This is a genomic window from Pseudomonas sp. Irchel s3b2 (assembly GCF_900187445.1).
Lineage (GTDB): Bacteria > Pseudomonadota > Gammaproteobacteria > Pseudomonadales > Pseudomonadaceae > Aquipseudomonas.
Genome location: NZ_FYEB01000026.1, coordinates 1 through 26,773 on the forward strand (window position 1 = coordinate 1; position 26,773 = coordinate 26,773).

At 61.1% G+C, this 26,773-nt stretch carries 29 protein-coding genes; 15 read left to right on the forward strand and 14 right to left on the reverse strand.

Features of this window, described 5'->3' with window-relative positions:
• Window positions 1–224 precede the first annotated feature (224 nt).
• From CKW20_RS28635 to CKW20_RS28685, 11 genes are all read right to left on the reverse strand, one after another.
• Entirely contained in the window at window positions 225–1,718 is a 1,494-nt protein-coding gene (locus CKW20_RS28635; RefSeq protein WP_095055884.1) for a nitrite reductase, read from the reverse strand.
• A complete protein-coding gene (gene cobA / locus CKW20_RS28640; protein WP_095055885.1) occupies window positions 1,715–2,554 on the reverse strand; it encodes a uroporphyrinogen-III C-methyltransferase in 840 nt (279 codons plus the stop codon). Before cobA ends, CKW20_RS28635 begins: the two co-directional genes overlap by 4 nt.
• Window positions 2,555–2,624: 70 nt before the next feature.
• Entirely contained in the window at window positions 2,625–3,803 is a 1,179-nt protein-coding gene (nirJ, locus tag CKW20_RS28645; RefSeq protein WP_095055886.1) for a heme d1 biosynthesis radical SAM protein NirJ, read from the reverse strand.
• A 26-nt stretch (window positions 3,804–3,829) separates the two neighbouring features.
• A complete protein-coding gene (locus tag CKW20_RS28650) occupies window positions 3,830–4,333 on the reverse strand; it encodes an Lrp/AsnC family transcriptional regulator (protein ID WP_095055887.1) in 504 nt (167 codons plus the stop codon).
• The gene (locus CKW20_RS28655; protein ID WP_095055888.1) at window positions 4,308–4,751 is read right to left on the reverse strand and encodes an Lrp/AsnC family transcriptional regulator; all 444 of its coding nucleotides are present in this window, start codon (window positions 4,749–4,751) and stop codon (window positions 4,308–4,310) included. The genes CKW20_RS28650 and CKW20_RS28655 overlap by 26 nt, the downstream gene beginning before the upstream one ends.
• Window positions 4,744–5,259, reverse strand: coding sequence for an Lrp/AsnC family transcriptional regulator (locus CKW20_RS28660; RefSeq protein ID WP_095055889.1), 516 nt, complete (start codon window positions 5,257–5,259; stop codon window positions 4,744–4,746). The genes CKW20_RS28655 and CKW20_RS28660 overlap by 8 nt, the downstream gene beginning before the upstream one ends.
• Entirely contained in the window at window positions 5,256–5,714 is a 459-nt protein-coding gene (locus CKW20_RS28665) for an Lrp/AsnC family transcriptional regulator (protein ID WP_095055890.1), read from the reverse strand. Before CKW20_RS28665 ends, CKW20_RS28660 begins: the two co-directional genes overlap by 4 nt.
• A 1-nt stretch (window position 5,715) precedes the next feature.
• Window positions 5,716–6,894 (reverse strand): cytochrome D1 domain-containing protein, encoded by a 1,179-nt coding sequence (locus tag CKW20_RS28670; RefSeq protein WP_095055891.1) that lies wholly within the window; start codon window positions 6,892–6,894, stop codon window positions 5,716–5,718.
• The gene (locus CKW20_RS28675; protein ID WP_095055892.1) at window positions 6,891–7,217 is read right to left on the reverse strand and encodes a cytochrome c; all 327 of its coding nucleotides are present in this window, start codon (window positions 7,215–7,217) and stop codon (window positions 6,891–6,893) included. The genes CKW20_RS28670 and CKW20_RS28675 overlap by 4 nt, the downstream gene beginning before the upstream one ends.
• Window positions 7,218–7,233: 16 nt before the next feature.
• Complete coding sequence (locus tag CKW20_RS28680) at window positions 7,234–7,548, reverse strand: c-type cytochrome (protein WP_052964437.1); 315 nt, start codon at window positions 7,546–7,548, stop codon at window positions 7,234–7,236.
• Window positions 7,549–7,572: 24 nt separating this feature from the next.
• A complete protein-coding gene (locus CKW20_RS28685) occupies window positions 7,573–9,264 on the reverse strand; it encodes a nitrite reductase (RefSeq protein WP_030130710.1) in 1,692 nt (563 codons plus the stop codon).
• A 199-nt stretch (window positions 9,265–9,463) separates the two neighbouring features.
• Here CKW20_RS28685 and CKW20_RS28690 point away from each other — a divergent pair, with 199 nt between their 5' ends.
• The 6 genes from CKW20_RS28690 to CKW20_RS28715 all read left to right on the forward strand — a co-directional run bounded on the left by CKW20_RS28690 (window position 9,464) and on the right by CKW20_RS28715 (window position 15,133).
• On the forward strand, window positions 9,464–10,255 hold the full coding sequence (locus tag CKW20_RS28690; protein ID WP_095055893.1) for a CbbQ/NirQ/NorQ/GpvN family protein: 792 nt from the start codon (window positions 9,464–9,466) through the stop codon (window positions 10,253–10,255).
• On the forward strand, window positions 10,239–10,826 hold the full coding sequence (locus CKW20_RS28695; RefSeq protein ID WP_095055894.1) for a cytochrome c oxidase subunit 3: 588 nt from the start codon (window positions 10,239–10,241) through the stop codon (window positions 10,824–10,826). The genes CKW20_RS28690 and CKW20_RS28695 overlap by 17 nt, the downstream gene beginning before the upstream one ends.
• Window positions 10,827–10,837: 11 nt before the next feature.
• Window positions 10,838–11,095, forward strand: coding sequence for a cytochrome C oxidase subunit IV family protein (locus CKW20_RS28700; RefSeq protein ID WP_095055895.1), 258 nt, complete (start codon window positions 10,838–10,840; stop codon window positions 11,093–11,095).
• A 246-nt stretch (window positions 11,096–11,341) separates the two neighbouring features.
• Window positions 11,342–11,782, forward strand: a complete 441-nt coding sequence (locus tag CKW20_RS28705; RefSeq protein ID WP_038982840.1) for a cytochrome c — start codon at window positions 11,342–11,344, stop codon at window positions 11,780–11,782.
• Between the two features lie 3 nt (window positions 11,783–11,785).
• The gene (locus CKW20_RS28710; RefSeq protein ID WP_095055896.1) at window positions 11,786–13,213 is read left to right on the forward strand and encodes a cbb3-type cytochrome c oxidase subunit I; all 1,428 of its coding nucleotides are present in this window, start codon (window positions 11,786–11,788) and stop codon (window positions 13,211–13,213) included.
• Between the two features lie 78 nt (window positions 13,214–13,291).
• Window positions 13,292–15,133, forward strand: coding sequence for a nitric oxide reductase activation protein NorD (locus tag CKW20_RS28715; RefSeq protein ID WP_095055897.1), 1,842 nt, complete (start codon window positions 13,292–13,294; stop codon window positions 15,131–15,133).
• Window positions 15,134–15,156: 23 nt separating this feature from the next.
• Here the strand turns inward: CKW20_RS28715 and CKW20_RS28720 are convergent, their stop codons facing one another.
• Both CKW20_RS28720 and CKW20_RS28725 read right to left on the reverse strand, forming a co-directional pair.
• The gene (locus CKW20_RS28720; RefSeq protein ID WP_095055898.1) at window positions 15,157–15,357 is read right to left on the reverse strand and encodes a protein DnrP; all 201 of its coding nucleotides are present in this window, start codon (window positions 15,355–15,357) and stop codon (window positions 15,157–15,159) included.
• Window positions 15,354–16,037 carry a Crp/Fnr family transcriptional regulator gene (locus CKW20_RS28725; RefSeq protein ID WP_095055899.1) on the reverse strand — a complete coding sequence of 228 codons (684 nt, stop codon included), beginning with the start codon at window positions 16,035–16,037 and terminating at the stop codon, window positions 15,354–15,356. The genes CKW20_RS28720 and CKW20_RS28725 overlap by 4 nt, the downstream gene beginning before the upstream one ends.
• Window positions 16,038–16,630: 593 nt before the next feature.
• Here CKW20_RS28725 and CKW20_RS28730 point away from each other — a divergent pair.
• On the forward strand, window positions 16,631–17,821 hold the full coding sequence (locus CKW20_RS28730; RefSeq protein WP_095055900.1) for an NnrS family protein: 1,191 nt from the start codon (window positions 16,631–16,633) through the stop codon (window positions 17,819–17,821).
• Window positions 17,822–17,849: 28 nt separating this feature from the next.
• Window positions 17,850–18,287: a hypothetical protein gene (locus CKW20_RS28735; RefSeq protein ID WP_095055901.1), complete on the forward strand. Its 438-nt coding sequence runs from the start codon at window positions 17,850–17,852 to the stop codon at window positions 18,285–18,287.
• Window positions 18,288–18,362: 75 nt separating this feature from the next.
• Here CKW20_RS28735 and ytfE read toward each other — a convergent pair whose 3' ends face one another.
• Window positions 18,363–19,037 (reverse strand): iron-sulfur cluster repair protein YtfE, encoded by a 675-nt coding sequence (ytfE, locus tag CKW20_RS28740; protein WP_095055902.1) that lies wholly within the window; start codon window positions 19,035–19,037, stop codon window positions 18,363–18,365.
• Window positions 19,038–19,191: 154 nt separating this feature from the next.
• Between ytfE and norR the strand changes: the two genes are divergently transcribed.
• The 7 genes from norR (at window position 19,192) to CKW20_RS28775 (ending at window position 25,990) form a co-directional block, all read left to right on the forward strand.
• Window positions 19,192–20,721 (forward strand): nitric oxide reductase transcriptional regulator NorR, encoded by a 1,530-nt coding sequence (gene norR / locus CKW20_RS28745; protein ID WP_095055903.1) that lies wholly within the window; start codon window positions 19,192–19,194, stop codon window positions 20,719–20,721.
• A gap of 78 nt (window positions 20,722–20,799) precedes the next feature.
• Window positions 20,800–21,447: a pyridoxamine 5'-phosphate oxidase gene (gene pdxH, locus CKW20_RS28750; protein ID WP_095055904.1), complete on the forward strand. Its 648-nt coding sequence runs from the start codon at window positions 20,800–20,802 to the stop codon at window positions 21,445–21,447.
• A 181-nt stretch (window positions 21,448–21,628) separates the two neighbouring features.
• On the forward strand, window positions 21,629–22,183 hold the full coding sequence (moaB, locus tag CKW20_RS28755; protein WP_038982823.1) for a molybdenum cofactor biosynthesis protein B: 555 nt from the start codon (window positions 21,629–21,631) through the stop codon (window positions 22,181–22,183).
• Complete coding sequence (glp, locus tag CKW20_RS28760; protein WP_095055905.1) at window positions 22,180–23,415, forward strand: gephyrin-like molybdotransferase Glp; 1,236 nt, start codon at window positions 22,180–22,182, stop codon at window positions 23,413–23,415. Before moaB ends, glp begins: the two co-directional genes overlap by 4 nt.
• Before the next feature lie 214 nt (window positions 23,416–23,629).
• Complete coding sequence (locus CKW20_RS28765) at window positions 23,630–24,625, forward strand: peptidase U32 family protein (RefSeq protein ID WP_052964423.1); 996 nt, start codon at window positions 23,630–23,632, stop codon at window positions 24,623–24,625.
• 10 nt (window positions 24,626–24,635) lie between these two features.
• Window positions 24,636–25,526 carry a U32 family peptidase gene (locus CKW20_RS28770; RefSeq protein WP_095055906.1) on the forward strand — a complete coding sequence of 297 codons (891 nt, stop codon included), beginning with the start codon at window positions 24,636–24,638 and terminating at the stop codon, window positions 25,524–25,526.
• Window positions 25,520–25,990 carry an SCP2 domain-containing protein gene (locus CKW20_RS28775; protein WP_095055907.1) on the forward strand — a complete coding sequence of 157 codons (471 nt, stop codon included), beginning with the start codon at window positions 25,520–25,522 and terminating at the stop codon, window positions 25,988–25,990. Before CKW20_RS28770 ends, CKW20_RS28775 begins: the two co-directional genes overlap by 7 nt.
• Window positions 25,991–26,773 lie beyond the last annotated feature (783 nt).

Below are 26,773 nucleotides of genomic sequence, written 5' to 3' on the forward strand. Positions count from 1 at the left end.
CAACTTGACCATGACACTGGCCGGTGCCTTTTTTTCAAACCGCGCTAGAACTTCTGCCCACATCGTTTTCGTCACCCTGACTGGAGTTTTGGGGGGATTCTAAACGAAGACCTTGAAAGGGCTGGCTGTAAGAGCGGAACCAATAGCAGCCGTTACCGCAGAAACGGATATACACCCAAACCCAAACCCAAACCCAAACCCAAACCCAAACCCAAACCCAAACCCTAATGCGAAGTCCCCTCCACAAACTCAATCTTGTTCCCCACGTTATATTTGCCCGACGGCTTGTTCATCGGCAGTCGCTTGATCTCCTCAAGCGTATTGCTGTCATACACAATCAGCGCGCCATCGCTGGCCCAGACGCTCAGCAACAAGTAGCGGCCATCGCGAGTGAACTCAACGTGGGCGGCCGTCTTGCCAGGCATCGGGCGCAAGGTGTGGGCGATTTCCAGAGTCTGTTTGTCGATCAGGTGGATCGCATCGTTGTCGGGCCCGAAGAACACGTCGGTCCAGGCATACCGCGAATTGACGTGACTGCGCATGAAAAAGCCCGGCCCCAAGGTCGGAATTTCCTTGATCAGTTTCCAGGTCTTGAAATCGATGACCGAGATCAGCCCCTTGCTGATGTTCGGCGTGGCGAACACCCACTCACCGTTACGTTTCCAGTAGGTCCCGGACCCAAGATGCGGCATGCCCGGCAGCGGTATGTCGGTGACCACCTTGCCACTGTCGAGGTCGATCACCTGACCGCCCTTGGCCTTGCGCGACGTGGCCAGCAGTTGCTTGTAGTCCGGTGAAAAGGAAAAGTCGTCCAGCACATCCTCGGCCTGGATGCGTCGTGGTACGAAGTCCGGTGTACCGGCGCTCGACAACTCCCAGACTTCCTTCACATCCTTGAGCGCCACGATGAAACTGTCTCGTGGCGGAGCGGTGTAGACCGCGCTGACCCGTGACGCGGTGCCGTCCTGGCCGATTGCGGGGATGGTTTTGACCAGTGACAGATCGCGGGCATCGAGCACCACCAGATTGCCCGGCAAATAATTACCCACCAGCACCCAGCGGCCATCCTTGCTCACCGCCAGGTTGCGGGTATTGAGCCCGGCGCGGACCTCGGCGATCAGCTTCAGGTTGTGCAAGTCGTACAGGCTGACCCAGCCATCGCGTGAGGCGACGTAGACGAAGCGCCCATCCGGCGAGAACTTCGGTCCGCCATGCACCGCAAAGTGTGAAACAAACCGCGCCAGCACGTCGAAACGATCGCCGTCGAGGATGTTGATGTGATGGTCGCCGGCTTCCACCACCACAAACAGGTTCAGCGGATCGGCGCCATGCTGGGGCGTGTCGGGCAGTTTGCTGATATCGGCGAGAATGGAATGACTGCCGCGAATGTCGTCGTTATTCCAGGTGGGTGGAGTGGCGGGTGGTTGCTGAAGGTAATCCACCAGGGCGTCGATCTGTGCCGGACTGAACACGTTGGCATACCCGGTCATCTGACTCGCGGGACGGCCGTTCTGGATGACGCTGCGGATTTCATCGGGTTTGATCCGGCTCAGACTCTCCGGCAGCAAGGCCGGCCCCGTACCGCCAAAACGGTTGGCGCCATGGCAGCTCTGGCAGTGTTGTCGGTAGAGGTCGGCAGCCGCGTCGGAGGATGGAACCGTTGCACCGGCATGGGCCGCACCGATCCATAGCAATGGGGCAAGCAGCATGCGCCTCATATCGCCACCTTACCGTGGCGTTGCAACACGGGAGCGGAGTAAAAGCGCGCCGGGTATTCTTGCTGTTGGGTAGCGAACAGATCGACCACTTTGCCGATCACTGTCAGCGTCGGAATGCCCGGTGGGCAATCCAGCGCCAGGGTCGGCAGCTGGTGCAACTTGCCTCGGGCGACGTGCTGGTCGGGACGTGTGCCATTGCTGATCAGCGCCGCCGGTGTATCGGCGGCCATTCCGGCTTCGATCAAGCGCTGGGCGATCATTCCGAGATTCGATAACCCCATGTAAAACACCAACGTCTGGCTGCTGTCGGCGAGGCTGCTCCAGGGTAATTGCAACTCACCATCGCGCTGCAAATGCCCGGTAATGAAACGACAGGAGTTGACTAGGTCCCGGTGGGTCAGCGGAATGCCGGCGTAAGCGCTGCACCCGGAAGCGGCGGTAATGCCCGGGACTACCTGGCAGTCAATATTGCGCTGCAGCAGATACTCCAGCTCCTCGGCACCACGGCCGAAGATGAACGGGTCGCCGCCCTTGAGCCGGACCACGCGTTGCCCCCGATCGGCGAGGTCGGCGAGCAGTTCGTTGATTTGTTCCTGGGGCAGGCTGTGGCAGCCGCTGGCCTTGCCGACGTAATGCCGGGCGCAGGTGAGGGGGATCAACGTCAGCAGCTCGGGGCTGATCAGGCGGTCGTAAACCACGGCGTCGGCCTGCATCAACAGGCTCCAGGCACGCAGGGTCAGCAGGCGTGGATCGCCGGGGCCCGCGCCGACCAGGGCCACTTCGCCCGGTCTGAACGGGGACGCAAGTGCGGCCGGTAAAACAATCGATGGGTGCATGGGACGTCCTTGGTTCTTCATCAGGTGGGCCGGCCCCATCCTTTGCCAGATGGCTCGCCAGGCGGGTGCTTCAGTGCATGACGCAAGGGATGGTCATTAATGGCGGCATACCGATTTCTTCATCGCTGAGATGGCAGCCGGGGTCCTGGCCCCAGAGGTCGCCTTCGGCCCACGCGCGGGTGCGGGTATTGCCGTTGCAGATGGGCAACCAGCGGCATTGGCCACAGCGGCCACCGACGGCGCGCGGATGCACACGCAGCTGCTGCAACAAGGCGTCCGGCCGATCCAGCCAGAGCGTGCGAAATGGCGTGTGCCGGACGTTGCCCACCGAGTGCTGCCACCAATAGGTGTCGGGGTGCACTTCGCCGGTGTTGTCGATGTTGGCGATGCCGCTGCCCGAGGCGTTGCCGCCCCAGGCCCGGAGCATGTGTTCCAGGCGCGGGTAATGTTCGGGTAGACGCAGGCCCACCCATTGCAGCAAGAGAATCGCATCGGCATCGTTGTTGCCGCTGACAAAATCGCTGTCGCGACCTTGTTGGATGTCTTCCCAGGCCCGTTCGAAAATCAGCGTCATTGCCTCGCGGCTCATCTGCTGCCGGGCGTCGAGCTGGCGGCTGCGTTTGCCGCGACCGCTGTAGTTGAGGTGTGACAGATAAAACTTCTGCACGTCGTACTCGCGCATCAGCGCCAGTAATTGGGGCAGTTGTTGATGGTTCTCTTGGGTCAGGGTAGTGCGTAGGCCGACGCGAATGCCTTGTTCACGACAGAGCCGGATCGCTCGCATGGAACTGGCGAAACTGCCCTTGAGTTGGCGGAATGCATCATGGGTAGCTTCCAGACCATCGATGCTGATCCCGACATAGTCGAAATTCGCCGCGCGGATTTGTGTGATGTTCTGCTCTGTGATCAGCGTGCCATTGGTGGACAACGCCACAAAAAAGCCCTTGGTGCGGGCGTAGGCGCTGAGCTCAAACAGATCGTCACGCAGCAGGGGTTCACCGCCGGAAAGAATCAATACCTTCACGCCGGCATCGTGCAGATCGTCTATCACAGTCATTGCGGCGCGTGTATCCAGTTCATCGCGAAAGACGCTGTCGGCGGACGTGGCGTAGCAGTGTTTGCAGGTCAGGTTGCAGCGCCTGAGCAGATTCCAGATCACCACCGGTGGTCGGTTGCTGCCCGGTGGGCTGGTTCTGGGGGCAGGCGCCGGGCCGGTCAGGGCACGCAGGTATTGGCTGATCCTCAACATGCAAATCTCCTTGAGCAAACGCGTGTTCAGCGTGGCATTAGCGGCAGCCGCAAACCGGTTTTCTTCAGGATGCGGCTGCTCACCAGCATCTCGTCGGCGGCGCAGGCGTCGCCCAGCAGGTAGCGCAGGTGTTCGCGGTAGCTGTCGATTTCCTCGCGGCTGCGGCCGTGGACCATGGCGAACAGGTTGTAGCGCCAGGCGGGTCGTCGCGGGCGTCGATAACAGTGGCTGACAAAAGGCTGCGCACCGATCAGCGCACCAAGGCGCGGCATGTCCGTGTCGCGCACATCCCAAACGGTCATACCGTTGTAGCGATAGCCGAGGCGATAGTGGTTGGGGACGGCGGCGATGCGCCGGATGGCGCCCTCGGCCTGCAAACGCTTGAGCAAGTCCAGGGTGGATTCGATGCTCAGCTCCAGCTGTTCAGCGAGCCAGGCCCACGGGTCGTCCAGCAGCGGCAGGCCGGCCTGGGTCAGCTCGATCAGGCGGTGCGCCAAGGTGTCTTCAAACCGGGAAGTACAGACCGACATGGTAGGTCTCCTCTTTGGGCAAGTTGAGCAGCGGCAGGCCGGTCAGGTTTTCGATGTGCTGCAGGGTCTCAGCGATACCTTGTTCGGTCGGGCAGCCGAGCACGAACCACATGTTCCAGGCATGTTCGCGTCGGTAGTTGTGCGCCACTTCAGGCAGGCCCTGCAGTTGCTCGGCGACGTCTTCGAAGCGCTCTTCCGGCACCGCCAGCGCCGCGAGGGTAAAGGCGCCGCCCAGGCGTTCGATGTCGAACATCGGGCCGAAGCGCGTGAGCATGCCGTCTTCCAGCAAATCATGGAGGCGGTCGAGCAGCTCGGTGCTGCTGCTGTCCAGTTCGGCGGCCAGTGCTTGCCACGGGTGGCGCACCAGCGGCAGGCCCAGTTGCAGGCGGTTGATCAGCCGACGGTCGAGATCATCCATGGGTGGGGGCTCCGGTTGGCGGGGGTGCAAAGCGTCCGCCGCATTGTTTGAAGGCTTGGGTGCTGAACAGCAGTTGATGGGGCAGGTCGCTCAGCAGGTGTTCTTCCAACAACGTCTGGATCTGCGCCTCGACCTGCGCGCGTTGACGCCCGTGAACCATGCAGAACAGGTTGTAGCGCCACTGCGGCAGACGCCGCGGCCGTTGGTAGCAGAGGGTGATGCCGTGCGCCCGGCCCAGGCGCTGGCCGACTTCGTCGATCAGCGCGTCCGGAACATCCAGCACCAGCATGGCGTTGGCGGTAAAACCCAGCGCGCGATGGTTGAGCACCAGGCCGACCCGGCGAAACAGCCCTTGCTCGTGCCACTGATGCATTTGCGCGAGCACCTGGTTCTCGTCGGCGTCTATCCGTTCGGCGAGGGCCTGGTAGGGGTGTGATACCAGCGGCAATCCACCTTCCAGATGCCGACGCAGCGCCAGTGCCTGCTTGGGACTCAACCCCGGCGTCATGAGCTTTCTCCCAGGGCAAAACCGAGGTCGATGCGGTAAGCGGTCAACATCGGCAGATCCAGCGGCATGAGGCCGGTGTCTTTCTCAAGTTGTTCGAGAACGCGTTCGATGTGTTGGCGATCAGGGCCGGTCAGCACAAACCACAGGTTGTAGAAATGCTCCCGTGCATAGTTATGGTTGACCTCGGGATATTGGCTGACGCGCTCGGCGACCTGTTGCAAGCGTTCGGCGGGCACGGCGAGGGCGGCGAGGGTGCTGGCCCCGGCGCGGCTGTGTTCGAACACCGGGCCGATCCGTGAGAGGGTGCCGGCCCGATCCATTTCTTCCAGGCAAGCCATCACCTGGCCCACGCGACAACCGAGAATCCGCGCCATCTCTTTGTAAGGTTCCGCGCACAGCGGCATGCCATGCTGGAAGCGGTCGATCAGTTGGCGGCTGAGCAGGTCCAGGTTCATTTCAATAGCCCATTTTTTGCGCGCGACTGCTGAAGAAGATGCCGCTCGGCGCGGTGGCGGGAAGGGTGCTCAGCTGCTTCAGGCTGTACGGGTCCCAGACCTGAACCTGATCGCCATCGCGTAACGACAGCCACAACTGGTCGCCGCGAGCGGTGAATTCCATGTGCAGCACCGCCGGCCCTGGCCGCAGATCGGCGACCACGGCATGGGTTTCGCTGTCGATGACTTGAACCCGATCGTTGTCCGGGTAGGCGAAATTGACCCACAGCTGCCGACCGTCCGGCCGCGACGTGACGAACACCGGTTGACCGGCCACCGGGATGACAGCGGTCTGCTTCCACGTGCGCGAATCCATCACCAGCACCTGGTGACGGCCGACGGCGGGCACAAAGGCCTGATTGTCGGCAACGGCCCAACCTTCCAGATGCGGCATCTTGTAGACGGGCAGTTTCGCCTGGCCGCGTCCGTAATCACCGAGCACTCGCTGCACCCCGCGCTCCGGATGCCAGAGGTCGAGTTGCGCCATGCCGTCTTCGCCGAACAGTCCCGCCATGTAATAGCGACCATCCGGGGTCACCAACGCGTCGTAGGGTTGCCGGCCGATGCCGGTGAAACGGCTGATCTGTGGCGTGTTGCCCTGACTGAAATCGGCGGTCCAGATCTCGCCGGTATCGAACAGGCTGAACACAAAACGCTGACCGGGCGCGTCGACCAGGCCGACCACCCGTGAGCGCTTGCTGCCATCGGCCAGGGGCGTGGCCGGAATATCGGCCACCAATTGCAGGGTTTCAGCATCGAAGACCTTGACCCCGCCGGGCACGTAGTTGGACACGGCGATGAGCTTGCCGTCCTGACTGATCGCACCGCCGATGCTGTTACCGCCCTGTATCACCCGTTGATCGATGCGTTGGGTCAGCAGGTCGATTTTGCTCAGCCCGCCGTCGCGACCGAATACATAGGCATAACGCTGGTCGCGGGAAAACACCACCGAGGCATGGGACAGATCGCCCAAACCCTCGAGTCGGGCCAGTGCCGTGCGGGTGTCGCTTTCGATGATTTGCACGCTACCGGTGGCGCGCTCCACCACCACGCCCAGATCGCCGGTACCACGCAACGGGGACTGCGCGCAGGCGGATAACAACAGCCCGGTCGCCGCTAAAAGCAGGGTTGAACGGATCATGGTGCGGGATATCCCTGGAGAAGAAGATCGACCAGCCAACGGATGTCGTCCGGGCTGAGCAGCGGGGCCCAACCGGGCATCGCGGTGCCGGGGCGGCCTTGGGTGACGGTGGCAATCAGGCCGTCCCTGGACTTGCCCGCCAGTGTTGCGCGGGTCAGGTCGGGACCTAGCCCGCCGGTCATGTGCAGGCCATGGCAGGCGCCGCAGTCCTGGGCCAGCAAATGTTCGAGTTGTGCCTGACGCTTGGCGTCCGGCGCGGCAACCGCGGTTGCGCAAATGAGGAGGAGGGCCGCCACAATCGCAGCGTGTCGATAAACCTTCATGACGCCCTCCAGTTGGCTATTTGAGACTCAGGACCCAGGTTGCAAGTGTCTTCGCTTCTTCATCCGTCACCGGGTTGGCCGGCATTGGCATCGGGCCCCAGTTGCCTTGCGTGCCGTTCTTGATGTGGCTGGCCAGGGTGTCCACGGCCCCGGCCACGCCAGCGTTCTTGGCCGCGACATCCTTGAGCGCCGGGCCGACCAGCTTGGTGTCGATGGAATGGCAGGCGGCGCAGGGTTTGCTCTTGAACAGCTCCTGACCGTCTTGGGCCATGGCCGGTTGCACGCTCAGCGCAGCGGTCAGGGCGAACAGTGAAAACAGAATATTTTTCATGGGGATTCCTTGCATTGATGGAGCTCAATAGATGTCGTGTTGGGTGTTGTAGACGTTGAATTTTCCGGTGGGGGTGATCAGTCGTTTGTCCTTGATGACTGATTTGAGCTTCAGCGTTTTGTCGTCGATCACCACCAGCGCCGACTCCTCTGACTGACCGCTCCACACGGAGAACCAGACCTCATCACCGGCCTTGTTGTATTCCGGCTGCACCACCCGCATCGCGCCTTGCTTGATGCCGGCGTACTCGGCGATGGGCAGCACGGTGTAGCCGGCATCGAGTTTGTCGATGTTGAACACCGCCACCGATTGGCTCAGCTTGGCGTCCGGGTTGAGGGTGGTGTCGACATACAGGTGACGGGAGTCAGGGTGGGTTTTGATGAACAGCGATCCGCCGCCCTGGCCCTTGAGTGAGGCGACCTGTTTCCAGGCGTATTGCGGGTATTTGACCGGATCGGTACCGATCAAGGAAATGCCGTCATCACCCAGATGGCTGGTGGCCCAGACCGGGCCGTAGGTCGGATGGTTGAAGTTGGCGCCGCGCCCCGGGTGAGGGGTTTTACCGACCTCCACCAAAGCTGCCAACTTGCGATCTTTGGAGTCGATCACGGCGACTTTGTTGGAGTTGTTGGCGGCGGTCATGAAGTAGCGGTGGGTGCTGTCCCAACCGCCGTCATGCAGAAACGGCGCGGCATCGATGTAGGTGATGGTGAGGTTTTTGATGTCCTGGTAATTGACCAGCATGACCTTGCCGGTTTCCTTGACGTTGACGATGAACTCCGGCCATTCATGGGAGGCGATGATCGCCGCGACCCGGGGTTCGGGGTGATATTCCTGTTTGTCGACAGTCATGCCGCGGGTCGAGACGATCTGTTTGGGCTCCAGGGTTTCGCCATCCATGATGGTGAATTGCGGCGGCCAATAGGAGCCGGCGACGGTGTATTTGTCTTCGTAGCCCTTGAACTTGGAGGTCTCCACCGATCGCGCCTCGATGCCCACTTTGACTTCGGCGACCTTGGTCGGCTCCACCGGCCACAGGTCGATCATGTCGATCCGCGCGTCTCGACCAATCACCAACAGGTAGCGACCGGAGGCAGAAATGCGCGAGATGTGCACCGCATAACCAGTCTCGATCAGCTTGACGATTTTCTTGCTATCACCGTCGATCAAGGCAATCTTGCCGTCATCGCGCAACGTCACCGAAAACAGGTTCGGCAGGTTGAGTTTGCTCAGTTGCTTCTTCGGACGATCCTCGGGCTTGACCAGCACTTTCCAGGTTTTCAGCGTCTCGGCCATGCCCCATTCAGGCGGCGTCGGCGGCGCGTGCTGAATGAACTTGGCCATTGACGTGATCTGATCCTTGGTCAGCGCATTCGACGTTCCCCAGTTCGGCATGCCCGCCGGTGAACCGTAGGTAATCAACGCTTCCAGAAACGGTTGACCACGGGACTGGGTGATGTCCGGTGTCAGTGGTTTGCCGGTGGCGCCTTTGCGCAGAACACCGTGGCAGCCGGCGCAGCGCTGGAAGTAAATCTCCTTGGATGAGTCGAACTCGGCCTGGCTCATGTCGGGCGCTCCGGCGGATTTGACCATGAGCGGGCTGGCCGCAGCGGCAGCGGGCTCGTTGGCTCTCGCCGCGTGAGTCACCGCAAGGGCCAGCGCCGAACACAATGTGGCGACAGTCAGAGCAAACGTTTTTCTATTGCTGATCAGCATTCCATTTCTCCTCAGGCAAGACCTTTGCGATGTGCTGAAACGGCAGCGCAGAACGCAGGTTCTTAGTGCCGTGCAAGGCTATGCCCGAGCAGGCCAATGCTCGCTTGACCGCGATCAAGTTTGCCGACCATGTCACTTGCCAGGTTGTCGCAGGGGCCCGTAGCGTGTGGCTTGAATCCGCTTTTGGAACAGACAGCCCATGGACCGAATCCAGTCTTGTGAACCCTTCTATCAACCGCTCAATAATGAGGAGGCGCTGTTCGAGCAAGCCTGGCGACACGGCATGCCGGTGCTGATCAAAGGCCCGACGGGGTGTGGCAAGACCCGTTTCGTCCAGCACATGGCCCATCGGCTGAAATTGCCGCTGTACACCGTGGCTTGCCATGACGATCTGAGCGCTGCCGACTTGATTGGCCGTCATTTGATCGGTGCACAAGGCACCTGGTGGCAAGACGGGCCGCTGACCCGCGCGGTGCGTGAAGGCGGCATTTGTTATCTGGACGAAGTGGTCGAAGCGCGCCAGGACACAGTGGTCGTACTGCACCCATTGGCCGATGATCGTCGTGAGCTGTTCCTGGAGCGCACCGGCGAAGTGCTGCAGGCGCCACCGTCATTCATGCTGGTGGTGTCGTACAACCCCGGCTACCAGAACCTGCTCAAAGGCATGAAACCCAGCACCCGCCAACGCTTCGTGGCGATGCGTTTCGGCTATCCGCCGGTGGCCGATGAAGAGCGCATTGTCGCCCGGGAAGCGCAGGTAGACAGCGCGCTGGCGGCGCAAGTGGTCAGCCTGGGGCAGGCACTGCGCCGGCTGGATCAACATGACCTGGAGGAGGTCGCCTCGACGCGGTTGCTGATTTTTACCGCGCGCATGATCGGGTCCGGCATGAGCCCGCGTGAGGCGTGCATGGCCTGCCTGGCCGAGCCGCTCAGTGATGACCCGCTGACGGTTGCGGCGCTGATGGACGTGGTTGATGTCCACTTCGGCTGAGGCCAGACGCGTTGCGCCGGGTCACTTGCCGGGTGATCTGGCGATGTGGTTTTTCATTCTGGCCGAACTGTCGGTGTTCGCCATTCTTATTCTGGTATTCGCCGTGACCCAGGCACTCAAGCCACAGCTGTTCGCTGAAAGCCGTCTGTTGCTGAACACATCGACCGGTTTGGCGATGACCCTCAGTTTGCTCACCGCTGGGCTGTTTGCCGCACTGGCTCAAGAGCAAGTCAGGCGCTCTCGGTCTCGCCACGGCGCGGTCTACCTGCTGGCAGCGTTGCTCGCCGCCAGTGTCTACGTGGTGTTGAAGCTTACCGAATACCGACACTTGCTGGCCTCGGGGCTGGGCATGGAGCACAACACGTTTTTCACCCTCTACTGGATCCTCACCGGTTTTCATTTTCTCCATGTACTGCTCGGCATGGTCATTCTCGGATGGCTGGCCGAGCGCTGCCGTCGTGGCCTGTACAACGTCGCCAACCGCAGCGGGCTTGAATCGGGTGTGCTGTATTGGCACATGGTCGATCTGATCTGGGTCGTGCTGTTTCCGCTGGTCTACGTTCTGAATTGACGGAGGTTCTGATGTCGGCTTCCAGGTTTTTGCTCGTCTGCTGGGCAGCGCTGGCCACGTTAAGCGTGTGCACGGTAGTGCTGGCACAGGCGGGCGCGACGTGGCCGCTGTCGGTGGCCATATTGCTGGTGGCGGTTGGCAAGGCCTGGCTGATTGCCGATGGCTTTATGGAAATGCGCGATGCCCCGCGATTGTGGCGGCGGTTGATGGTGGGCTGGGCGGTGGTGTTGGCAGCCGTTGTAGGGCTGACGCTGGTGTCGATCGGCTAAGGAATACAGTCTGTAAAACCGCGCGATTCTAATGTGGGAGCGGGCTTGCTCGCGAAGGGGACGGTACATTCAACATCCATGTTGACTGACACTCCGCCTTCGCGAGCAAGCCCGCTCCCACATTCAATCTCTGTCAGCCATACGATCTATACCCGACCCAAACCATCTGCCTTTCTTGATCGCCATCAAGCAGCTTTCAGCCCTTCGCTTTCTATCATGGGAACGCCAAGCAAAGAGGAAGCGACCATGTCAGAGACCTTCACCAAAGGCATGGCCAGGAATATCTACTTCGGGGGAAGCATCTTCTTCTTCCTGATATTCCTGGCCTTGACCTATCACACGGAACAGACCTTTCCAGAGCGCAGCAATGAAGCGCAGTTAACCGAATCAGTGATCCGCGGCAAGACGGTCTGGGAGCAAAACAACTGCATCGGCTGCCATACATTACTGGGCGAGGGCGCCTACTTTGCGCCAGAGCTGGGCAACGTGTTTCAGCGGCGCGGCGGGGAGGCGGGCTTCAAACCCTTTCTACATGCCTGGATGAAAATGCAGCCGCTGGGCGTACCGGGTCGGCGAGCGATGCCGCAGTTCAAGTTGAGCGAGCAAGAGGTGGATGACATCGCCGAGTTCCTCAAATGGAGCTCGAACATCAACACCAATGGCTGGCCGCCAAACAAGGAGGGCTAAGAGATGAGCATTGCTAATCCGCATCTGAAATTCGCCTCGCAAGCCGTGGCCAAACCGTACTTCGTGTTTGCCCTGATGCTGTTTCTCGGTCAGGTGCTGTTCGGTTTGATCATGGGCGTGCAATACGTGGTGGGAGACTTTCTGTTCCCGATCATTCCCTTCAACGTGGCGCGGATGGTGCACACCAACCTGCTGATCGTCTGGCTGCTGTTCGGCTTCATGGGCGCCGCTTATTACCTGATTCCGGAAGAGGCCGACCGCGAACTGCACAGTCCGAAGTTGGCGATCATTCTGTTCTGGGTATTCGCCGCCGCGGGCGTGCTGACGATTCTCGGCTATCTGCTGGTGCCCTATGCGGGCCTGGCCAAACTGACCCACAACGAGTTGTTGCCGACCATGGGCCGGGAGTTCCTTGAGCAGCCGACCATCACCAAGATGGGCATTGTGGTGGTGTGCCTGGGCTTCCTTTACAACATCGGCATGACCCTGCTTAAAGGTCGCAAGACCACCGTCAGCATGGTGATGATGACCGGGCTGATCGGGCTCGCGGTGTTCTTCCTGTTCTCCTTCTACAACCCCGGAAACCTGGCCCGTGACAAGTTCTACTGGTGGTGGGTGGTGCATCTTTGGGTAGAAGGCGTGTGGGAACTGATCATGGGTTCGATGCTCGCCTTCGTACTGATCAAGATCACCGGTGTCGACCGGGAAGTCGTGGAGAAATGGCTCTACGTGATCATCGCCATGGCGCTGATTACCGGGATCATCGGCACCGGTCACCACTTCTTCTGGATCGGTGCGCCTGAGGTCTGGTTGTGGGTCGGCTCGATCTTCTCCGCACTTGAGCCGCTGCCGTTCCTGGCCATGGTGATCTTCGCCTTCAGCATGGTGAAGAATCGTCGCCGGCAACACCCGAACCGCGCCGCCACACTGTGGGCCAAGGGCACCACGGTCACCGCGTTCTTCGGTGCGGGCGTCTGGGGTTTTCTGCACACCCTGGCACCGGTCAACTTCTACACCCATGGTTCGCAACTGACGGCGGCGCACGGTCACCTGGCCTTCTACGGTGCTTACGCGATGATCGTGATGACCTTGATCAGCTATGCCATGCCGCGTTTGCGCGGGCTGGGTGAAGCCGCTGACGAGCGTTCGCAAACCTACGAAATCTGGGGCTTCTGGTTGATGACCCTGTCGATGGTGATGATCACGCTGTTCCTCACCGCTGCCGGTGTCGTCCAGGTTTACCTGCAACGCTGGCAGGCCGACGGGATTGCGTTGCCATTCATGGCCACGGTCGAACATCTGCAGGTGCTGTTCTGGGCGCGTCTGGGCGCCGGTCTCGGGTTCTTCGCCGGGCTCGTGTGTTACCTGTTCAGCTTCAAGCAGCGTAGCCGCGCCGCCTTGCGCGCCCCGGCTGCGGTTGTACCTTCATGAACGAGTGCAATGGCTAGAAAAGGTCGGCCCGGCTGATACAGCGGGCCGTTTTTTTGGTTTCCAGGAAGGGCAAGCATCATGGCGTTTACCGTCGAACTGGAAGAGTGGGTTGGCAGTGTCTGGCATCGTTTCATCACTCGGCGTGCCAGCCCGGACTTCCCTGAAGCACGGGTTGAACTGGCCAGTCAGCAACGCCCGCTGGCGCTGTTGTTTCGTGCCATGGGCGGTGCCAATGGCATCGGTGTGGAAGCGGCCAGCGATCGCGATCTGCTGCTGCGGCGCAACGTGTTGCAGCAGATCGCTGGTACCTGCAAGCAAGTGCCGTTGGCGTGGTGTGACGCGAGTAATTTGCGGCTGCCATCGAGCCTGGCGGTCTTCCCTGAAGTCGCACTGAACGAGGAGCTCTATCGCTGGCTCGCGTTGCTGGCGGCACAAGCCGGGCAGATGCGCCACTGGGGGCGGGATAATCAGCGCTGGACGCAACAGCTGCTGCGACGCTATCCCGCGCTGCGTACTCGTTACAAACGACTGGTCGATGCCCATTTGCAATTGCGCCCCGATCCCGCCTCATTGAACGCTAGCGAAGCCGCTTTGGAGCGGGCGTTATGTCAGGCGTTGCGCGAGCCCGGCAGTGTCGAACATTTCCCGCGCAGCGAACGGGCCGCGTGGCCGCTGCCGCTGTGGTTGTACCCGCCGCAAAACCTCGCCAGCCCGCAGGCTGCCGATCTGGGCGATGAATCCGAAGAGTCGCTGACCACCGCTCCCGGTGAGCAGAAAGGTGGACGCAAGCGCGCCAAACGCATTGATGACAGTACCCGCGATGGCGGGCTGTTGGTGGTGCGTCTGGAGAACCTGTTCAGCTGGACCGAGCACGTCGACCTGGATCGCTGGTCGGACGACAGCGAGGACCCGGACGCCGCCCGAGTCGCCGACGACCTGGATGAACTGACGCTGTCGCGCACCCGTCTGCGCAAGGGCGGCGGTCTCAAGCTGCACCTGGATTTGCCACCGGCCGATGTCGACGATATTCCCCTCGGCGAGGGCATTAAGTTGCCGGAGTGGGACTACCGCAAACAACAAATGCAGGACAGCTTCGTCAATCTGCAAATGATGGTGCCCCGCGACTGTGAAGCACAGCCGCTGCCATTACGGTTAAAGGCCTCGGCGCACCGCTTGCGGCGCCAGTTCGAGCACCTGCGTAATGATCGTCAATGGTTACGCCAGCAACCCCAGGGCTCTGAGCTGGACATGCAGGCCTGGCTGGATTTTCACGTTGAGCGCGAGCATGGCCAGTGTGCCGAACGCGGTCTGTTCATGGAGCAGCGGCAGACCCGCCGCGACCTGGCCTGCCTGTTGCTGGCCGACGTGTCGATGTCCACCGACGCCCACCTGAACGATGAGCACCGCGTCATCGATGTCATCCGCGACAGCCTGCTGCTGTTCGGCGAAACCTTGTCGGTGCTGGGTGATGATTTCGCCCTGTACGGGTTTTCCTCGCTGCGTCGTCAGCAAGTGCGCATGCAGGAACTCAAGGCGTTCACCCAGCGCTATGACGACACCACCCGAGGTCGCATTCAAGGTCTCAAACCAGGGTATTACACGCGCATGGGAGCCGCCATTCGCCAGGCCACGCAACTATTGGGTACGAGCAAGCGGCGCAGCAAACTGTTGCTGCTGCTCACGGATGGCAAACCGAATGATCTGGATCTGTACGAAGGACGCTACGGTGTTGAAGACACCCGCGAGGCGGTGCTGGAGGCGCGGCGCCAGGGGTTGACGCCGTTCTGCATCACGATTGATCGCGAGGCCGGGGATTACCTGCCGTACATGTTTGGCACCAATGGCTACACCTTGATCCGTCAGCCTGAGCAGTTACCGCTGCGCTTGCCGCAGTTGTACCGGCAGCTGACTCAACCTTGAACCCCGGGTTGATCAACGCAGCATCAGCTGATGCTGCGCGGCAGCCAGAAAAACATCGTCACGCAGAAGATTGTCAGGCCGATGCAGAACCACTTGAATCGGCGCAACCGACGTTGCGCTGCATGTGCCGCCAGTGCCGGCAGGGGCATACCGCATTGGCGGCATTCGACTTTTTGTGGTGGGTTGGCATGTTGGCAATACAGGCAGACGGGCATGGCGCTCACTCGAACTGTTCCAGGCGCAGACGATCAAGAATGGCGATCTGACGGCCGTCCTGAGTGATGATGTTTTCATCGATCAAGCGGCGGATGATTCGCGAAAAGGTTTCTGGCTGGATCGACAGATGCCCGGCAATCAGTTGCTTGGCCATCGGCAGTTCAAATTGGCTGTCTACGGTTTGCTGGCGCACCAGTTGCGTCAGCAAATAACGCACGACCCGGTGGGTGGCGTTTTTCAGCGACAGGGTTTCGATTTCGTTGACCCGTTGATGCAAGCGAACACAGAGCTTGCCCAGCAGCGCAAAAGTCAGCCGGCTGTTGCTCTGCAGCAGGTGCATGTAGGTGCTGTTGGATATCCGGTAGAGCTGGGTGGGGCAGATGGCTTCGGCCGAGGCCACATAGTTCGGGGTATCCATCAGCATCATCGCCTCGGCGAAGGTTTGCCGATCGCTGATGACCTCGAACACTTTCTCCTGCCCATCGGGTGTCAGCCGGTAGATCTTCACCGCGCCGGCAATGATGAAATAGAACGAATCGGCCGGCTCACCCTGACGAAACAACGGCTCGCCCTTGTCGATGCTCAGCAAGTGGCTGGTACTCATCAGTTCATCCAGCTGTTCTTCGTTCAACGGCTCGAACAAGTGATGACTGCGCAGAATCTGGTGATGGACGCGATGAAGCACCATGAGAATTCATCCTGAAGATTGAGAGGGGGATCAGGTCAGACGAGACCCAGGGAGACGCCGCTGGCCAGGGCCAGGATTGAGGTCAGCACAACAAACCAGGCCAGTGGCTGGATGACTTTTTTCATGACGACTCCGGGTAATCGAGAGGGATCCAGGATTTCTGAAAGGTTGCCCATGCAGAGCAAGACGCGGGCCAGGCTCGGAGGGCCTTGTTTATTGGGGGTGTTAGCGATCAGGGTAAAAAATACCGTGATGTTTATGGTTTAAATGACCATCAAAGGGTCATTTGTACCCCGGTCGGGAGCACCTTGTGGCGAGGGAGCTTGCTCCCGCTGGAGTGCGAAGCACTCCCAAACATCGGCCATCGCTATCCTCCAGATACAACGCGTCAGCCGGTTTACGGCTGCTGCGCACCCGAGCGGGAGCAAGCTCCCTCGCCACAAAGGGCGTGCGCTCGGCATAGGGGCACGTCCCTTGCACACTTGATCTGTGACAAAGGCAATGGATCGGTAATACCCGATGATTGCCCCCTGGATTTACCTCGGCGCGTGCGGGTTGGCGCCAGGTCAGCAAACAGGTAGAGGAGTGGCTTTATGCAAGTGCTTGACCGCCGTAAAGCGATGGCGATCCCACCGTTGTTACGGCTGGCCTTTCGGCCGTTTTTCCTCACCGGCTGCCTGTTGGCGGTGCTGGCCATTCCGCTGTGGCTGGCGGCTTTTGGTGGTTCGATTTCCGACTGGCAGCCGGCAGGCGGTTGGCTGGGCTGGCATCGGCATGAATTGCTGTTCGGGTTCGGCTTGGCAATTATCGCGGGCTTTCTACTGACGGCCGTGCAGACCTGGACTGGTCGCCCCGGCCTCAGCGGCAAACCATTGGCCGCTCTGGCGCTGCTGTGGTTATTGGCGCGAGTGGCCTGGTTGGCCAATGTGCCGTGGCCGTTGCTCGCAGTGCTGGAACTGGCGTTCCCGTTGGCGGTGGCGGTGCTCATGGGCTTCACCTTGTGGAAGGTGCGGCAGAAACGTAACTACGCGATTGTGGTGGTTCTGCTGTTGTTGGCCGTGGCCGACGGGTTGTCCCTGTACGGTTTGGTCGAGGGACATGAAGGCTGGCAGCACCAGGGTGTGCTGACCGGCATTTGGCTGGTGGCGGCGATGATGGGGTTGATCGGCGGGCGGGTGATTCCGTTCTTCACCCAGCGTGGCCTTGGTCGGGTTGAAGGCGTTGCCGCCTGGCCCTGGCTGGATCGACTGCTGTTGGTAGGTTCGCCGCTGGTGGCGTTGTTATATGCCGCAGGACCTGCGCTCAACCCCAATGTCTGGGTGGGCCTGCTGTTCGCGGGGCTGGCTGCGGGACATCTGGTGCGACTGGTGCGCTGGCATGACCGGGCACTCTGGCACGTACCGTTGCTGTGGTCGCTGCACCTGGCTTATGGCTGGTTGGCGGTGGCATGTCTCGGGATGGCGCTGTGGCATTTCGGCGCGCCGATCAATCCGAGTCTGGCGGTGCATTGCCTGACCATCGGGGCCATGGGCGGCCTGGTGCTGGCGATGATCGCGCGCGTCAGCTTGGGCCACACCGGCCGCGCATTGGAGCCGCCGTCGGGCATGACCCTGGCGTTCATCTTGCTCAACCTGGCGTGCCTGAGCCGGGTCGTGTTGGTCGAGTTCTTTCCCTTGCCGGCGTTGTGGTTGGCCGGTCTGTGCTGGACGTTGGCGTTTGCGCTGTACGCCTGGCGCTATGGGCCGATGCTGCTGCGGACCCGGGTCGACGGTCATCCGGGATGAGTACGCGAACTGACAGAGGCAGGCGCTGATGTATCCCTTTTTACTGGTCACGCATTTGCTGGCAGCGATTGCGTTCATCGGCACGCTGTTTTTCGAGGTGGTCATCTGGCATCGCGCGCGCCAGCCGTTGACGGATATTGCGCAAGCGACGGCGGATCAGGCGATTGCACTGCGTTCGCGTAAGGTCCTGCACGGCGTGGTGTTGCTGTTGTATGGCGCCGGCATCGGTTTGGCGTGGCAGTACCGGGGCGCATTGAGTCAGCCGCTGGCCAGCAGTTTTGGTACGTTGCTGAGCCTGAAAATCCTGTTGGCCCTGAGCATCATTGGTCATTACTTGCTGTTGGCTTATTGGCTGACCCACGGGCGTCTGACCGCGACCCGCGCAAGCTGGATTCGCCGCAGCATCCTCGGGCACATGGTGTTGATCGTGATCCTGGCCAAGGCGATGTTCTATTGGCATGGCTGATCACAAGCAGTTCCGGATAAACAGAACCCGCGTCAACCGATGGGCTGCCGCGGGTTGGGTGTGACAGGCAATCGATCAATGACGAGGGTTCAGGGCGTTGATGAACAGCACGTTGTTCTCCAGATGGATGTGTTGCATCAGGTCGTCTTTGAATTCCAGCAGCCCGCGATAGAGCGCACGCCAAGTGTTACAAGCATCGGCAGGCGGGATGATGTGATTGGTCAGGGCAAGCATCTTCTCCAGCGCTTCGCCATGTTGATCATGTTCGAAGCGCAACACCTGGATCGGCGGAGCCGCTTGAGCACCGATGCCTTGTTGCAGCATCGGGAACAGCACTTGCTCTTCCTTGAGCATGTGGCCCTCGAGCTCTTGCTGCATGTCGGTCAGGAGATCGGCCAGGCCGTTGGGGCAGCTGCTGCGCGCGCCATGGACCTGCTCGACGCGGCGGGCCAGACGGATCAGTTCCGGCAGTTGCTCGCGGTGGCGAGCGTGGTAGCGCGCCAGAAGGTGGGCGATCAGCAGTTCCGACGGTTCGTTGCGCCAGTCGTGCTGGGTTTCGCCGGCGTCTTGCAGAATCTGCAGGGCGTCGGCAATGAGGACCGGATCGAGGTTTTTGCCAAGGGCCGCTTCACGCAGGCTTTTATGCCCGCCGCAACAGAAGTCCAGTTTGAAGGTGTGAAAGATCCGGGTGGCACCGGGAATGTCGCAGGCCAGTTGGCCGAGGCTTTGTTCCAATAGGGGCTGGCTCATCAGGGTTCCTTGTTTGGGTTTCAACGGTTCCCCTGATCCATTGCATCCGGCATGCCATATTTAAATGATTGAAAAACATCGATTATTTTTTAGCTGTGGTGATAGGCACCCTGACGCTTTAGGGTGAATCCAACCATAGAGGGTGATTACTACCATGCTGCGAGAAAGCCTGGCAGCCGACCTGATCGTCGAGTTGCCCAATGCCGTGCGGTTGCAACGATTGGTCCAGACCCTGCGCGAATATTTCAACAGTGGCGCCGTGGGCTTGCTGCGTCTGGATGACGACAGCCTCAGGCCCGTGGCGACGGTGGGGCTGGTTCATGAAGCGTTGGGGCGCCGGTTCGTCATCGCCCAGCACCCTCGTCTGGCGGCAATCATGGCGTCGCGCGAGCCGACCTGGTTCGAACCCGACAGTCGCCTGCCGGACCCCTATGACGGCTTGCTCGACAACCACGTCGGCGAACCGCTGCCGGTGCATGACTGCATGGGCGTGAGCCTGTATGTCGAGGGGCGGATCTGGGGCGCGATCACCCTCGATGCGCTGCACGCCGGAACCTTCGACAGCCGCGCGCGGGAGGAGCTCAAGCGCTGCACCTTGCAGATCGAAGCCGCTGTGCGGGTCACCCGGCTCGAGCAGGAAAACCGCAGCTTGCGTCTGTCCCGCAGCGATCCCCAGGACTTGCGAATGCCGGTCGAGGAGGGGGAGATCCTCGGGCAGAGTGAGGTGTTGCATCAATTGCTCAATGAGCTGGATGTACTGGCCGATTCCGATCTGCCGGTATTGCTGCTGGGCGAGACCGGCGTCGGCAAAGAGCTGTTCGCCCGGCGCTTGCATCGTCTTTCAAGGCGCCACCACAAGCCTCTGATACACGTTAACTGCGCCGCCTTGCCGGAGTCGCTGGCAGAGAGTGAGTTGTTCGGGCATGTCAAAGGTGCGTTTTCCGGCGCCACAAGTGACCGCGCCGGACGCTTCGATGCCGCCAACGGTGGCACGCTGTTCCTCGATGAGGTCGGGGAGTTGCCGTTGAGCGTGCAAGCGAAGTTGCTGCGCACCCTGCAGAACGGCGAGATCCAGCGCCTCGGCGCTGACAAGCCGTTGCATGTTGATGTGCGAATCATCGCCGCCACCAACCGGCACCTGCCGGACAGCATCCGCGACGGCTTGTTTCGCGCCGATCTGTATCACCGGCTCTCGGTGTATCCGGTGCCGATTCCGCCACTGCGTGAGCGCGGTAACGATGTGTTGATGCTGGCCGGGCGTTTCCTTGAACTCAATCGGGCGCGGCTCGGCCTGCGTGGTTTGCGCCTGTCGCCGGCGGCCGAACGCGCGCTGCTGCTTTATACCTGGCCGGGCAATGTGCGCGAATTGGAACACGTGATCAGTCGGGCTGCGTTGAAGCAGCTCAGTCGTGGGACGAGTCGCGCGTTGATCATGACGCTGGAGCCTGAGATTCTCGATCTCGACAGCGCGATGACGGCCCCGGGATCGGTGATCGAGCCATCCCCGGACGTTACGGCTGATCTGCCGTTCCAGCCCTTGGGCGAAGCCGTCGACGATTACCAGCGCAAGAAAATCCTCGAGGCCCTGAGCCTGTCCGGGGAAAACTGGGCCAGCGCCGCGCGGATTCTGGAAGTCGATCCCAGCAACCTGCACAAACTGGCGCGGCGTCTGCGTCTCAAGTAGGCGACAGTGTTGATGGCGGTCAAGGTGGCTTTGCGCAGTGCCTCGCACACTGCGTAAAACCTTCCGGAGATCACCGTCATGCCGCTTTCCCTGGCTCAAATGCGCCGCAACTACACCCTCAATGGTCTGCAAGATGAGGCGGCACTGGACGATCCGCTGGCGATGTTCCGGCAGTGGCTGCAACAGGCCCGCGACACCGAGTGCGCACCTGTCGAGGCCAATAGCATGGTGCTGGCGACGGTCGACCCTGAAGGACGGCCGCACTGTCGGGTTCTGCTGCTCAAGGGGTTGAGCGACGAAGGGTTTACGTTCTTTGGTAATTACCAGAGCGATAAGGGTCAGCAACTGGCCGCCAATCCCTATGCCGCCATGACGTTCTTCTGGCCGGGGCTGGAGCGTCAGGTGCGTATCGAAGGGCAGGTGTCCAGGCTCGATCCGGCGTTGTCGGATGCGTACTTCGATTCTCGTTCCATGGCCAGTCGCCTGGGGGCCTGGGCTTCACCGCAAAGCCGCCCGCTGACCAGTCGCGCAGCGCTGGAATCCATGCTGGCTGAAACCATCAAGCGCTTCGTTGGCCAGACCGTGTCGCGCCCCGAACATTGGGGCGGCTACTGCCTGCGCCCTGAACGTCTGGAGTTCTGGCAGGGGCGGGCTGACCGCTTGCATGATCGACTCGATTACCGGTTGCGCGATGGTGTATGGCAACGAAATCGCTTGGCGCCTTGAGCCCGCAGAACGCGCAGCGATGGAGAACAATGTGGGAGCGGGCAGGCTCGCTCCCACAGGTTTTGTGTGCCCGACACAATCTTCTTATGTCCCCGACGAGGTACCTCCTTGGAGGAATAGGCTCACCGGGCATTCCAGTTCAGGCTTTGTCCTATACCCTCATTCACGGGAAGGCTTGGATATGGCCCATCTGGCGCAACGCACGTTTGAACCCCTGAACATCGCCGTACTGACCATCAGCGATACGCGCACCTTTGACACCGACACGTCGGGACAGACCCTGACGGATTTGCTGCAAACAGCCGGGCATGTGTTGATCGATCGCGATCTGGTCAAGGACGACATTTATCAGATCCGCGCAACCGTTTCCCGGTGGATCGCCGACCCCAAGGTGCAGGTGGTTTTGATGACCGGCGGCACCGGTTTCACCGCTCGCGACAACACACCGCAAGCGGTGCTGCCATTGCTGGACAAACATGTGGAAGGCTTCGGCGAATTGTTCCGCCAGGTGTCTCTGGAGGAGATCGGCATGTCCAGCCTGCAGTCCCGGGCACTGGCCGGGATGAGTAACGGCGTACTGGTGTGCTGTGTCCCAGGTTCGCCGGGTGCCTGCCGGACGGCCTGGAACAAGATTCTGCTCGAACAACTGGACAGTCGCACCGGCCCGTGCAATTTCGCCCCGCATTTGAAACCGCAAGCGCAGCGGGTCATCGACGCCTGCGGGACACGCTCATGACCGGGCGGGTGTGTGACCTCGGCAACCTGATGCCCGTGGACGAGGCCATCAGCCGTCTGCTGGACCAGGCACCGCCGCCGCCCTTGGCGCAATTGGTTCGTCTGGATCAAGCCATGGGGCGGGTGATGGCGGCGGACATTCATTCCCCGGTGAACCTGCCACCCTGGGACAACAGTGCCATGGACGGTTATGCCCTTAGGGCGGCTGATCTGCCTCAGGCGGGTGGCTGTTTATTGATTGGCGGGCGCATTGCGGCGGGGGATCAAGCCTGCTCGCCCTTGCTCGCGCAGCAAACGATGCAGATATTTACCGGCGCGCCATTGCCACCGGGTGCCGATACCGTGGTGCCGCAAGAGCGCTGTCGGGTCGAAGGCGAGCGCGTCTGGTTCCCGCCTGTATCCGTTGGTGACCATGTGCGCAAGGAGGGTGAGGAAGTTCGCTGCGGGGATCTGCTGCTCAAGGCCGGCAAACGCCTGCGCGCACAAGAGTTGGGGTTGCTGGCCGGCGCTGGTATCGCCCGGGTCGAGGTCTATCGGCCGTTGCAGGTGTGCCTGCTCAGCAGCGGTAATGAACTGCGTGAGCCGGGCGATCCTTTGGCGCCGGGGCAGATTTACAACAGCAACCGGTATTGCCTCGCTGCGTTGTTGCGCGGCTGGGGCGTCGAGGTGCACGACTATGGCGTCATGGTCGATGAGTTGGCGGCCAGCCGGCACGCCTTGAGCCTGGCGTCCTCGGAATGCGATTTGCTATTGAGTTCCGGTGGCGTGTCGGTGGGCGAGGAAGATCACCTCAAACAGGCGATCGAGGAACTGGGCAACGTCGATTTCTGGCGGCTGGCCATCCAGCCGGGCAAGCCACTGGCCTTTGGTGAAGTGGCCGGCAAACCCTGGATCGGCATGCCGGGAAATCCTTCGGCGGCATTGATTACGGCGTTGGTGGTGGTGCGTCCGTTCCTGCTCAGGGCCCAGGGCGTGACTGACGTGCTGCCGGTGCCGTTGGCCGTGCCCGCCGGGTTCGACTGGTTGCAGCGTAACAAGCGTCGGCAGTACCTGCGGGCCAGATTGACGCCCGGCGCCGACGGCCAGTTGAGCGTGGAACTGCACCCTCAGCAAAGCTCGGCCATGTTGACCGCCGCGTGCTGGGCCGATGGGCTGGCGGTGATCGAGTGCGAGCAGCAAGTGCTCAAGCACGACAACGTGATGTTCCTGTCCTTCGCCGACCTGATGCATTGATGGCAATTGATTGCCGTCAAGGCCGTGCCTGCCGGTCTCGCTAGACTGTGTGGCGAGGGAGCTTGCTCCCGCTGGGTCGCGAAGCGGCCCTGTTATTTAGGCCTGCTGCGCAGTCCAGCGTCGGAACGCCGTCCGGAACAAGCTCGCTCGCCACAAGCGCATTCCAACCATGACTGATTAGGTCCCGGACTACGCTTTTTGATGAGGATTACCCATGCAACTGGTCTGCCCGGCAGGGAATCTGCCTGCGCTTAAAGCGGCGGTGCGCCAAGGCGCCGATGCCGTCTATGTCGGCTTTCGCGATGACACCAACGCCCGGCATTTCGCGGGGCTGAACATGGACGACAAACAGTTCGACGCCGCGGTCGCCCACATTCGCCAACATCAACGCAAACTCTACGTCGCGGTCAACACGTACCCGCAACCCAAGGGCTGGGAGCGTTGGCAGCGAGCGGTGGATCGTGCCGCCGATTTCGGTGTCGATGCGCTGATCGCCGCGGATCCCGGAGTGCTCAACTACGCCAGTCAGCGTCACCCGCAACTGGCGTTGCACCTGTCCGTCCAGGGTTCGGCGACCCATGCCGCGGCGCTGGAGTTTTATGCGCAGCGCTACGGTATTCGTCGCGCGGTGCTGCCACGGGTGTTGTCGTTGGCGCAAGTACGTCAGGTCGCTGCCAGCAGCCCGGTGCCCATCGAAGTCTTTGGCTTCGGCAGCTTATGCATCATGGCCGAAGGGCGTTGCCATCTGTCTTCCTACATTACCGGCGAGTCGCCGAACCTGTGCGGTGTCTGTTCGCCGGCCAAGGCGGTGCGCTGGAGCGAGGATGCCGAAGGCTTGAGCGCACGCCTCAGCGAAGTGCTGATCGATCGCTACACCCCTGACGAACCGGCCGGTTACCCGACCTTGTGCAAGGGCCGCTTCCTGGTCGGCGGTAAACGCTTTCATGCGCTGGAAGAGCCCACCAGCCTCGACACCCTGGACTTGCTGCCGGAACTGACGGCCATCGGCGTCGAAGCCGTGAAGATCGAGGGCCGCCAACGCAGCCCGGCCTATGTCGAACAAGTCACCCGTGTCTGGCGCGCGGCACTGGATGCCCATCGTGGTGCGCCGGGCAGTTTTCGGGTCAAGGAGGAATGGCGTCAGGTGTTGGCCGGTTTGTCCGAAGGCAGCCAGACCACTCTGGGTGCTTATCATCGATCATGGCAATGAGGGATTGGACATGAAACTCAGCCTGGGACCGGTCCTGTTTTATTGGGACAAAGAGCAACTCAGCAATTTTTACGCCGAGATGTCGACCCTGCCCCTGGATGTGATTTATCTGGGGGAAACAGTGTGCTCGAAACGCCGGGCCTTTTCATTGGATCAATGGCTGGGGTTGGGCCGTGAGTTGCAGGAATGCAGCCAGGCCCAACTGGTGCTTTCCAGCCTGACGCTGATCGAAGCAGCATCCGAGCTCTCCAGACTGCGCCGGCTGTGCGACAACGGCCAATTGCTGGTGGAAGCCAACGACATGGGCGCGGTGCAGTTCCTGGCCGAGCGCAAGTTGCCGTTCGTGGGCGGCCCGGCCCTCAATCTGTACAACGGTCATGCGCTGGCGCAACTGCTCGACAGCGGCATGACCCGCTGGGTGCCGCCCGTGGAATGTTCGGCGGCGCTGATTGGTGATGTGATTGGGCAGGTGCGCGAACTGGGCCGTGCAGTGCCTGAAGTTGAAATCTTCGCCTATGGGCATTTGCCGTTGGCCTATTCCGCCCGCTGCTTTACGGCTCGGGCGGAAAACCGACCCAAGGACGACTGCCAGTTTTGCTGCATCAACTACCCCGACGGCCTGGCGCTGACCAGCCAGGAAGGGCAGGCGCTGTTCACCATCAACGGTATTCAAACGATGTCGGCCGAGGTGACCAATTTGCTGGCCGATTACTCCGGGCTGGTGGCCTGCGGTGCCGATTTGCTGCGATTGAGTCCTCGCGCTCAGGGCATGGCCGAGGTGGTCGCCGCCTATCAACGGGTTCGTCTGGGCGAGACACCGCCGCTGTTCGTCGAAGGGTGCAATGGTTATTGGCATGGCCAGGCCGGCATGCTGCGTGTTGAGGAGGTCGGCCTGTGTTGAATCGAAAAAAGTGGCTGTTGAAAGGTGCCGACCGGATATTGCCGCTGGTGCGCCGGGTGCCTTTTGCCGTGCAGCGTCTGGCGTTGCAGCAGGCGCTGAATCGCTGCCTCGCCGGGCCGTTGCGCGATGGTGAGTTCGAGGTTTTGCGTGGGCGTTGGTTGTGTTTGCGGATTCCGGATCTGGGGTTGTCCTGGTATCTGACCCTTAGCTGTGAAGGGTTGCGGATTGCCCAGCACGCCACGGCGCATGTGACGATCAGCGGCAACTGGCGTGAGTTTTTATTGCTGGCGAGTCGTCAGGAAGATCCGGATACGCTGTTCTTTCGCCGGCGTTTGGTGATTGAGGGGGATACGGAGTTGGGGCTGGCGCTGAAGAATCTGATCGACAGTCTGGATCCTGATGTGTTGCCTGTTTGGTTGTGGCGCAATCTGGAGCGGGCGGGGAAGGGGTTGGCGGCCGGTTAGCCGGGCTGTGTTTTTGGTCGGGGTACATATCCATTCCTGCGGTAATGGCCGCTTAGGGTTCCGCCCTTACGGCGGGTCACTTTGGAAAAGCGCCAAAGTAACCAAAACGCTTTGGCCCCTGACGTCCGGTGCCTCGCCGAGGCTCGGCATGCCCTCGCTCCGGTCCTGCTCCGTGGGCCCGCCGCCATCGGCCATCCATGGCCGGGGGCGGCTACCGCGGCATCCTTGCCGCGGTGCCCACTGCGCAGAACCTGCGCTCGGCCTTCCGACGGGGCAGATCAAGATCAAAAGCCAAAGCCAAAGCCAAAGCCAAAGCAAGATCAACAGCCAGAGCCAAAGTGGCGTTGAACCTGTGGGAGCGAGCCTGCTCGCTCCCACAGGGGAATGCGTACGTTTGAAGAGACAGGTCGACCGGTAGGCCGCCTCGAGGTGCTTTTGCGGTAGTCGCCCCCTCGAGAGGCCGAGTGGAGGTTCTGCGCAGTGGGCAACCCGGCATGAATGCCGGGTTAGCCGCCTCCGGCCATGGATGGCCGATGGCGGCGGGCCCACGGAGCAGGACCGGAGCGAGGGCACGGCGAGCCTGGGCGAGCCACCGAACGAAAGGGGCAAAAGCGCTTTGGTTACTTTCGCGCTTTTCGAAAGTGACTCGCTGTAAAAGCCAGCCCTTTCAAGGTGTTTTCCCTTTATGGGCCTTAAGCACCCGGTCGGTCGACACATGAGCATTGGCAGCCTTTCCCTCCAGCCATTCCTTGGGCTTGGCAATTTTGGGGCCGCGTATGCTTT

Excerpts from the sequence above, each read along its gene's own strand:
- CKW20_RS28635 (WP_095055884.1), bottom strand. The coding sequence starts at position 1,718 with ATGAGGCGCATGCTGCTTGCCCCATTGCTATGGATCGGTGCGGCCCAT.
- cobA (WP_095055885.1), bottom strand. The coding sequence starts at position 2,554 with ATGCACCCATCGATTGTTTTACCGGCCGCACTTGCGTCCCCGTTCAGA.
- nirJ (WP_095055886.1), bottom strand. The coding sequence starts at position 3,803 with ATGTTGAGGATCAGCCAATACCTGCGTGCCCTGACCGGCCCGGCGCCT.
- CKW20_RS28650 (WP_095055887.1), bottom strand. The coding sequence starts at position 4,333 with ATGTCGGTCTGTACTTCCCGGTTTGAAGACACCTTGGCGCACCGCCTG.
- CKW20_RS28655 (WP_095055888.1), bottom strand. The coding sequence starts at position 4,751 with ATGGATGATCTCGACCGTCGGCTGATCAACCGCCTGCAACTGGGCCTG.
- CKW20_RS28660 (WP_095055889.1), bottom strand. The coding sequence starts at position 5,259 with ATGACGCCGGGGTTGAGTCCCAAGCAGGCACTGGCGCTGCGTCGGCAT.
- CKW20_RS28665 (WP_095055890.1), bottom strand. The coding sequence starts at position 5,714 with ATGAACCTGGACCTGCTCAGCCGCCAACTGATCGACCGCTTCCAGCAT.
- CKW20_RS28670 (WP_095055891.1), bottom strand. The coding sequence starts at position 6,894 with ATGATCCGTTCAACCCTGCTTTTAGCGGCGACCGGGCTGTTGTTATCC.
- CKW20_RS28675 (WP_095055892.1), bottom strand. The coding sequence starts at position 7,217 with ATGAAGGTTTATCGACACGCTGCGATTGTGGCGGCCCTCCTCCTCATT.
- CKW20_RS28680 (WP_052964437.1), bottom strand. The coding sequence starts at position 7,548 with ATGAAAAATATTCTGTTTTCACTGTTCGCCCTGACCGCTGCGCTGAGC.
- CKW20_RS28685 (WP_030130710.1), bottom strand. The coding sequence starts at position 9,264 with ATGCTGATCAGCAATAGAAAAACGTTTGCTCTGACTGTCGCCACATTG.
- CKW20_RS28690 (WP_095055893.1), top strand. The coding sequence starts at position 9,464 with ATGGACCGAATCCAGTCTTGTGAACCCTTCTATCAACCGCTCAATAAT.
- CKW20_RS28695 (WP_095055894.1), top strand. The coding sequence starts at position 10,239 with ATGTCCACTTCGGCTGAGGCCAGACGCGTTGCGCCGGGTCACTTGCCG.
- CKW20_RS28700 (WP_095055895.1), top strand. The coding sequence starts at position 10,838 with ATGTCGGCTTCCAGGTTTTTGCTCGTCTGCTGGGCAGCGCTGGCCACG.
- CKW20_RS28705 (WP_038982840.1), top strand. The coding sequence starts at position 11,342 with ATGTCAGAGACCTTCACCAAAGGCATGGCCAGGAATATCTACTTCGGG.
- CKW20_RS28710 (WP_095055896.1), top strand. The coding sequence starts at position 11,786 with ATGAGCATTGCTAATCCGCATCTGAAATTCGCCTCGCAAGCCGTGGCC.
- CKW20_RS28715 (WP_095055897.1), top strand. The coding sequence starts at position 13,292 with ATGGCGTTTACCGTCGAACTGGAAGAGTGGGTTGGCAGTGTCTGGCAT.
- CKW20_RS28725 (WP_095055899.1), bottom strand. The coding sequence starts at position 16,037 with ATGGTGCTTCATCGCGTCCATCACCAGATTCTGCGCAGTCATCACTTG.
- CKW20_RS28730 (WP_095055900.1), top strand. The coding sequence starts at position 16,631 with ATGCAAGTGCTTGACCGCCGTAAAGCGATGGCGATCCCACCGTTGTTA.
- CKW20_RS28735 (WP_095055901.1), top strand. The coding sequence starts at position 17,850 with ATGTATCCCTTTTTACTGGTCACGCATTTGCTGGCAGCGATTGCGTTC.
- ytfE (WP_095055902.1), bottom strand. The coding sequence starts at position 19,037 with ATGAGCCAGCCCCTATTGGAACAAAGCCTCGGCCAACTGGCCTGCGAC.
- norR (WP_095055903.1), top strand. The coding sequence starts at position 19,192 with ATGCTGCGAGAAAGCCTGGCAGCCGACCTGATCGTCGAGTTGCCCAAT.
- pdxH (WP_095055904.1), top strand. The coding sequence starts at position 20,800 with ATGCCGCTTTCCCTGGCTCAAATGCGCCGCAACTACACCCTCAATGGT.
- moaB (WP_038982823.1), top strand. The coding sequence starts at position 21,629 with ATGGCCCATCTGGCGCAACGCACGTTTGAACCCCTGAACATCGCCGTA.
- glp (WP_095055905.1), top strand. The coding sequence starts at position 22,180 with ATGACCGGGCGGGTGTGTGACCTCGGCAACCTGATGCCCGTGGACGAG.
- CKW20_RS28765 (WP_052964423.1), top strand. The coding sequence starts at position 23,630 with ATGCAACTGGTCTGCCCGGCAGGGAATCTGCCTGCGCTTAAAGCGGCG.
- CKW20_RS28770 (WP_095055906.1), top strand. The coding sequence starts at position 24,636 with ATGAAACTCAGCCTGGGACCGGTCCTGTTTTATTGGGACAAAGAGCAA.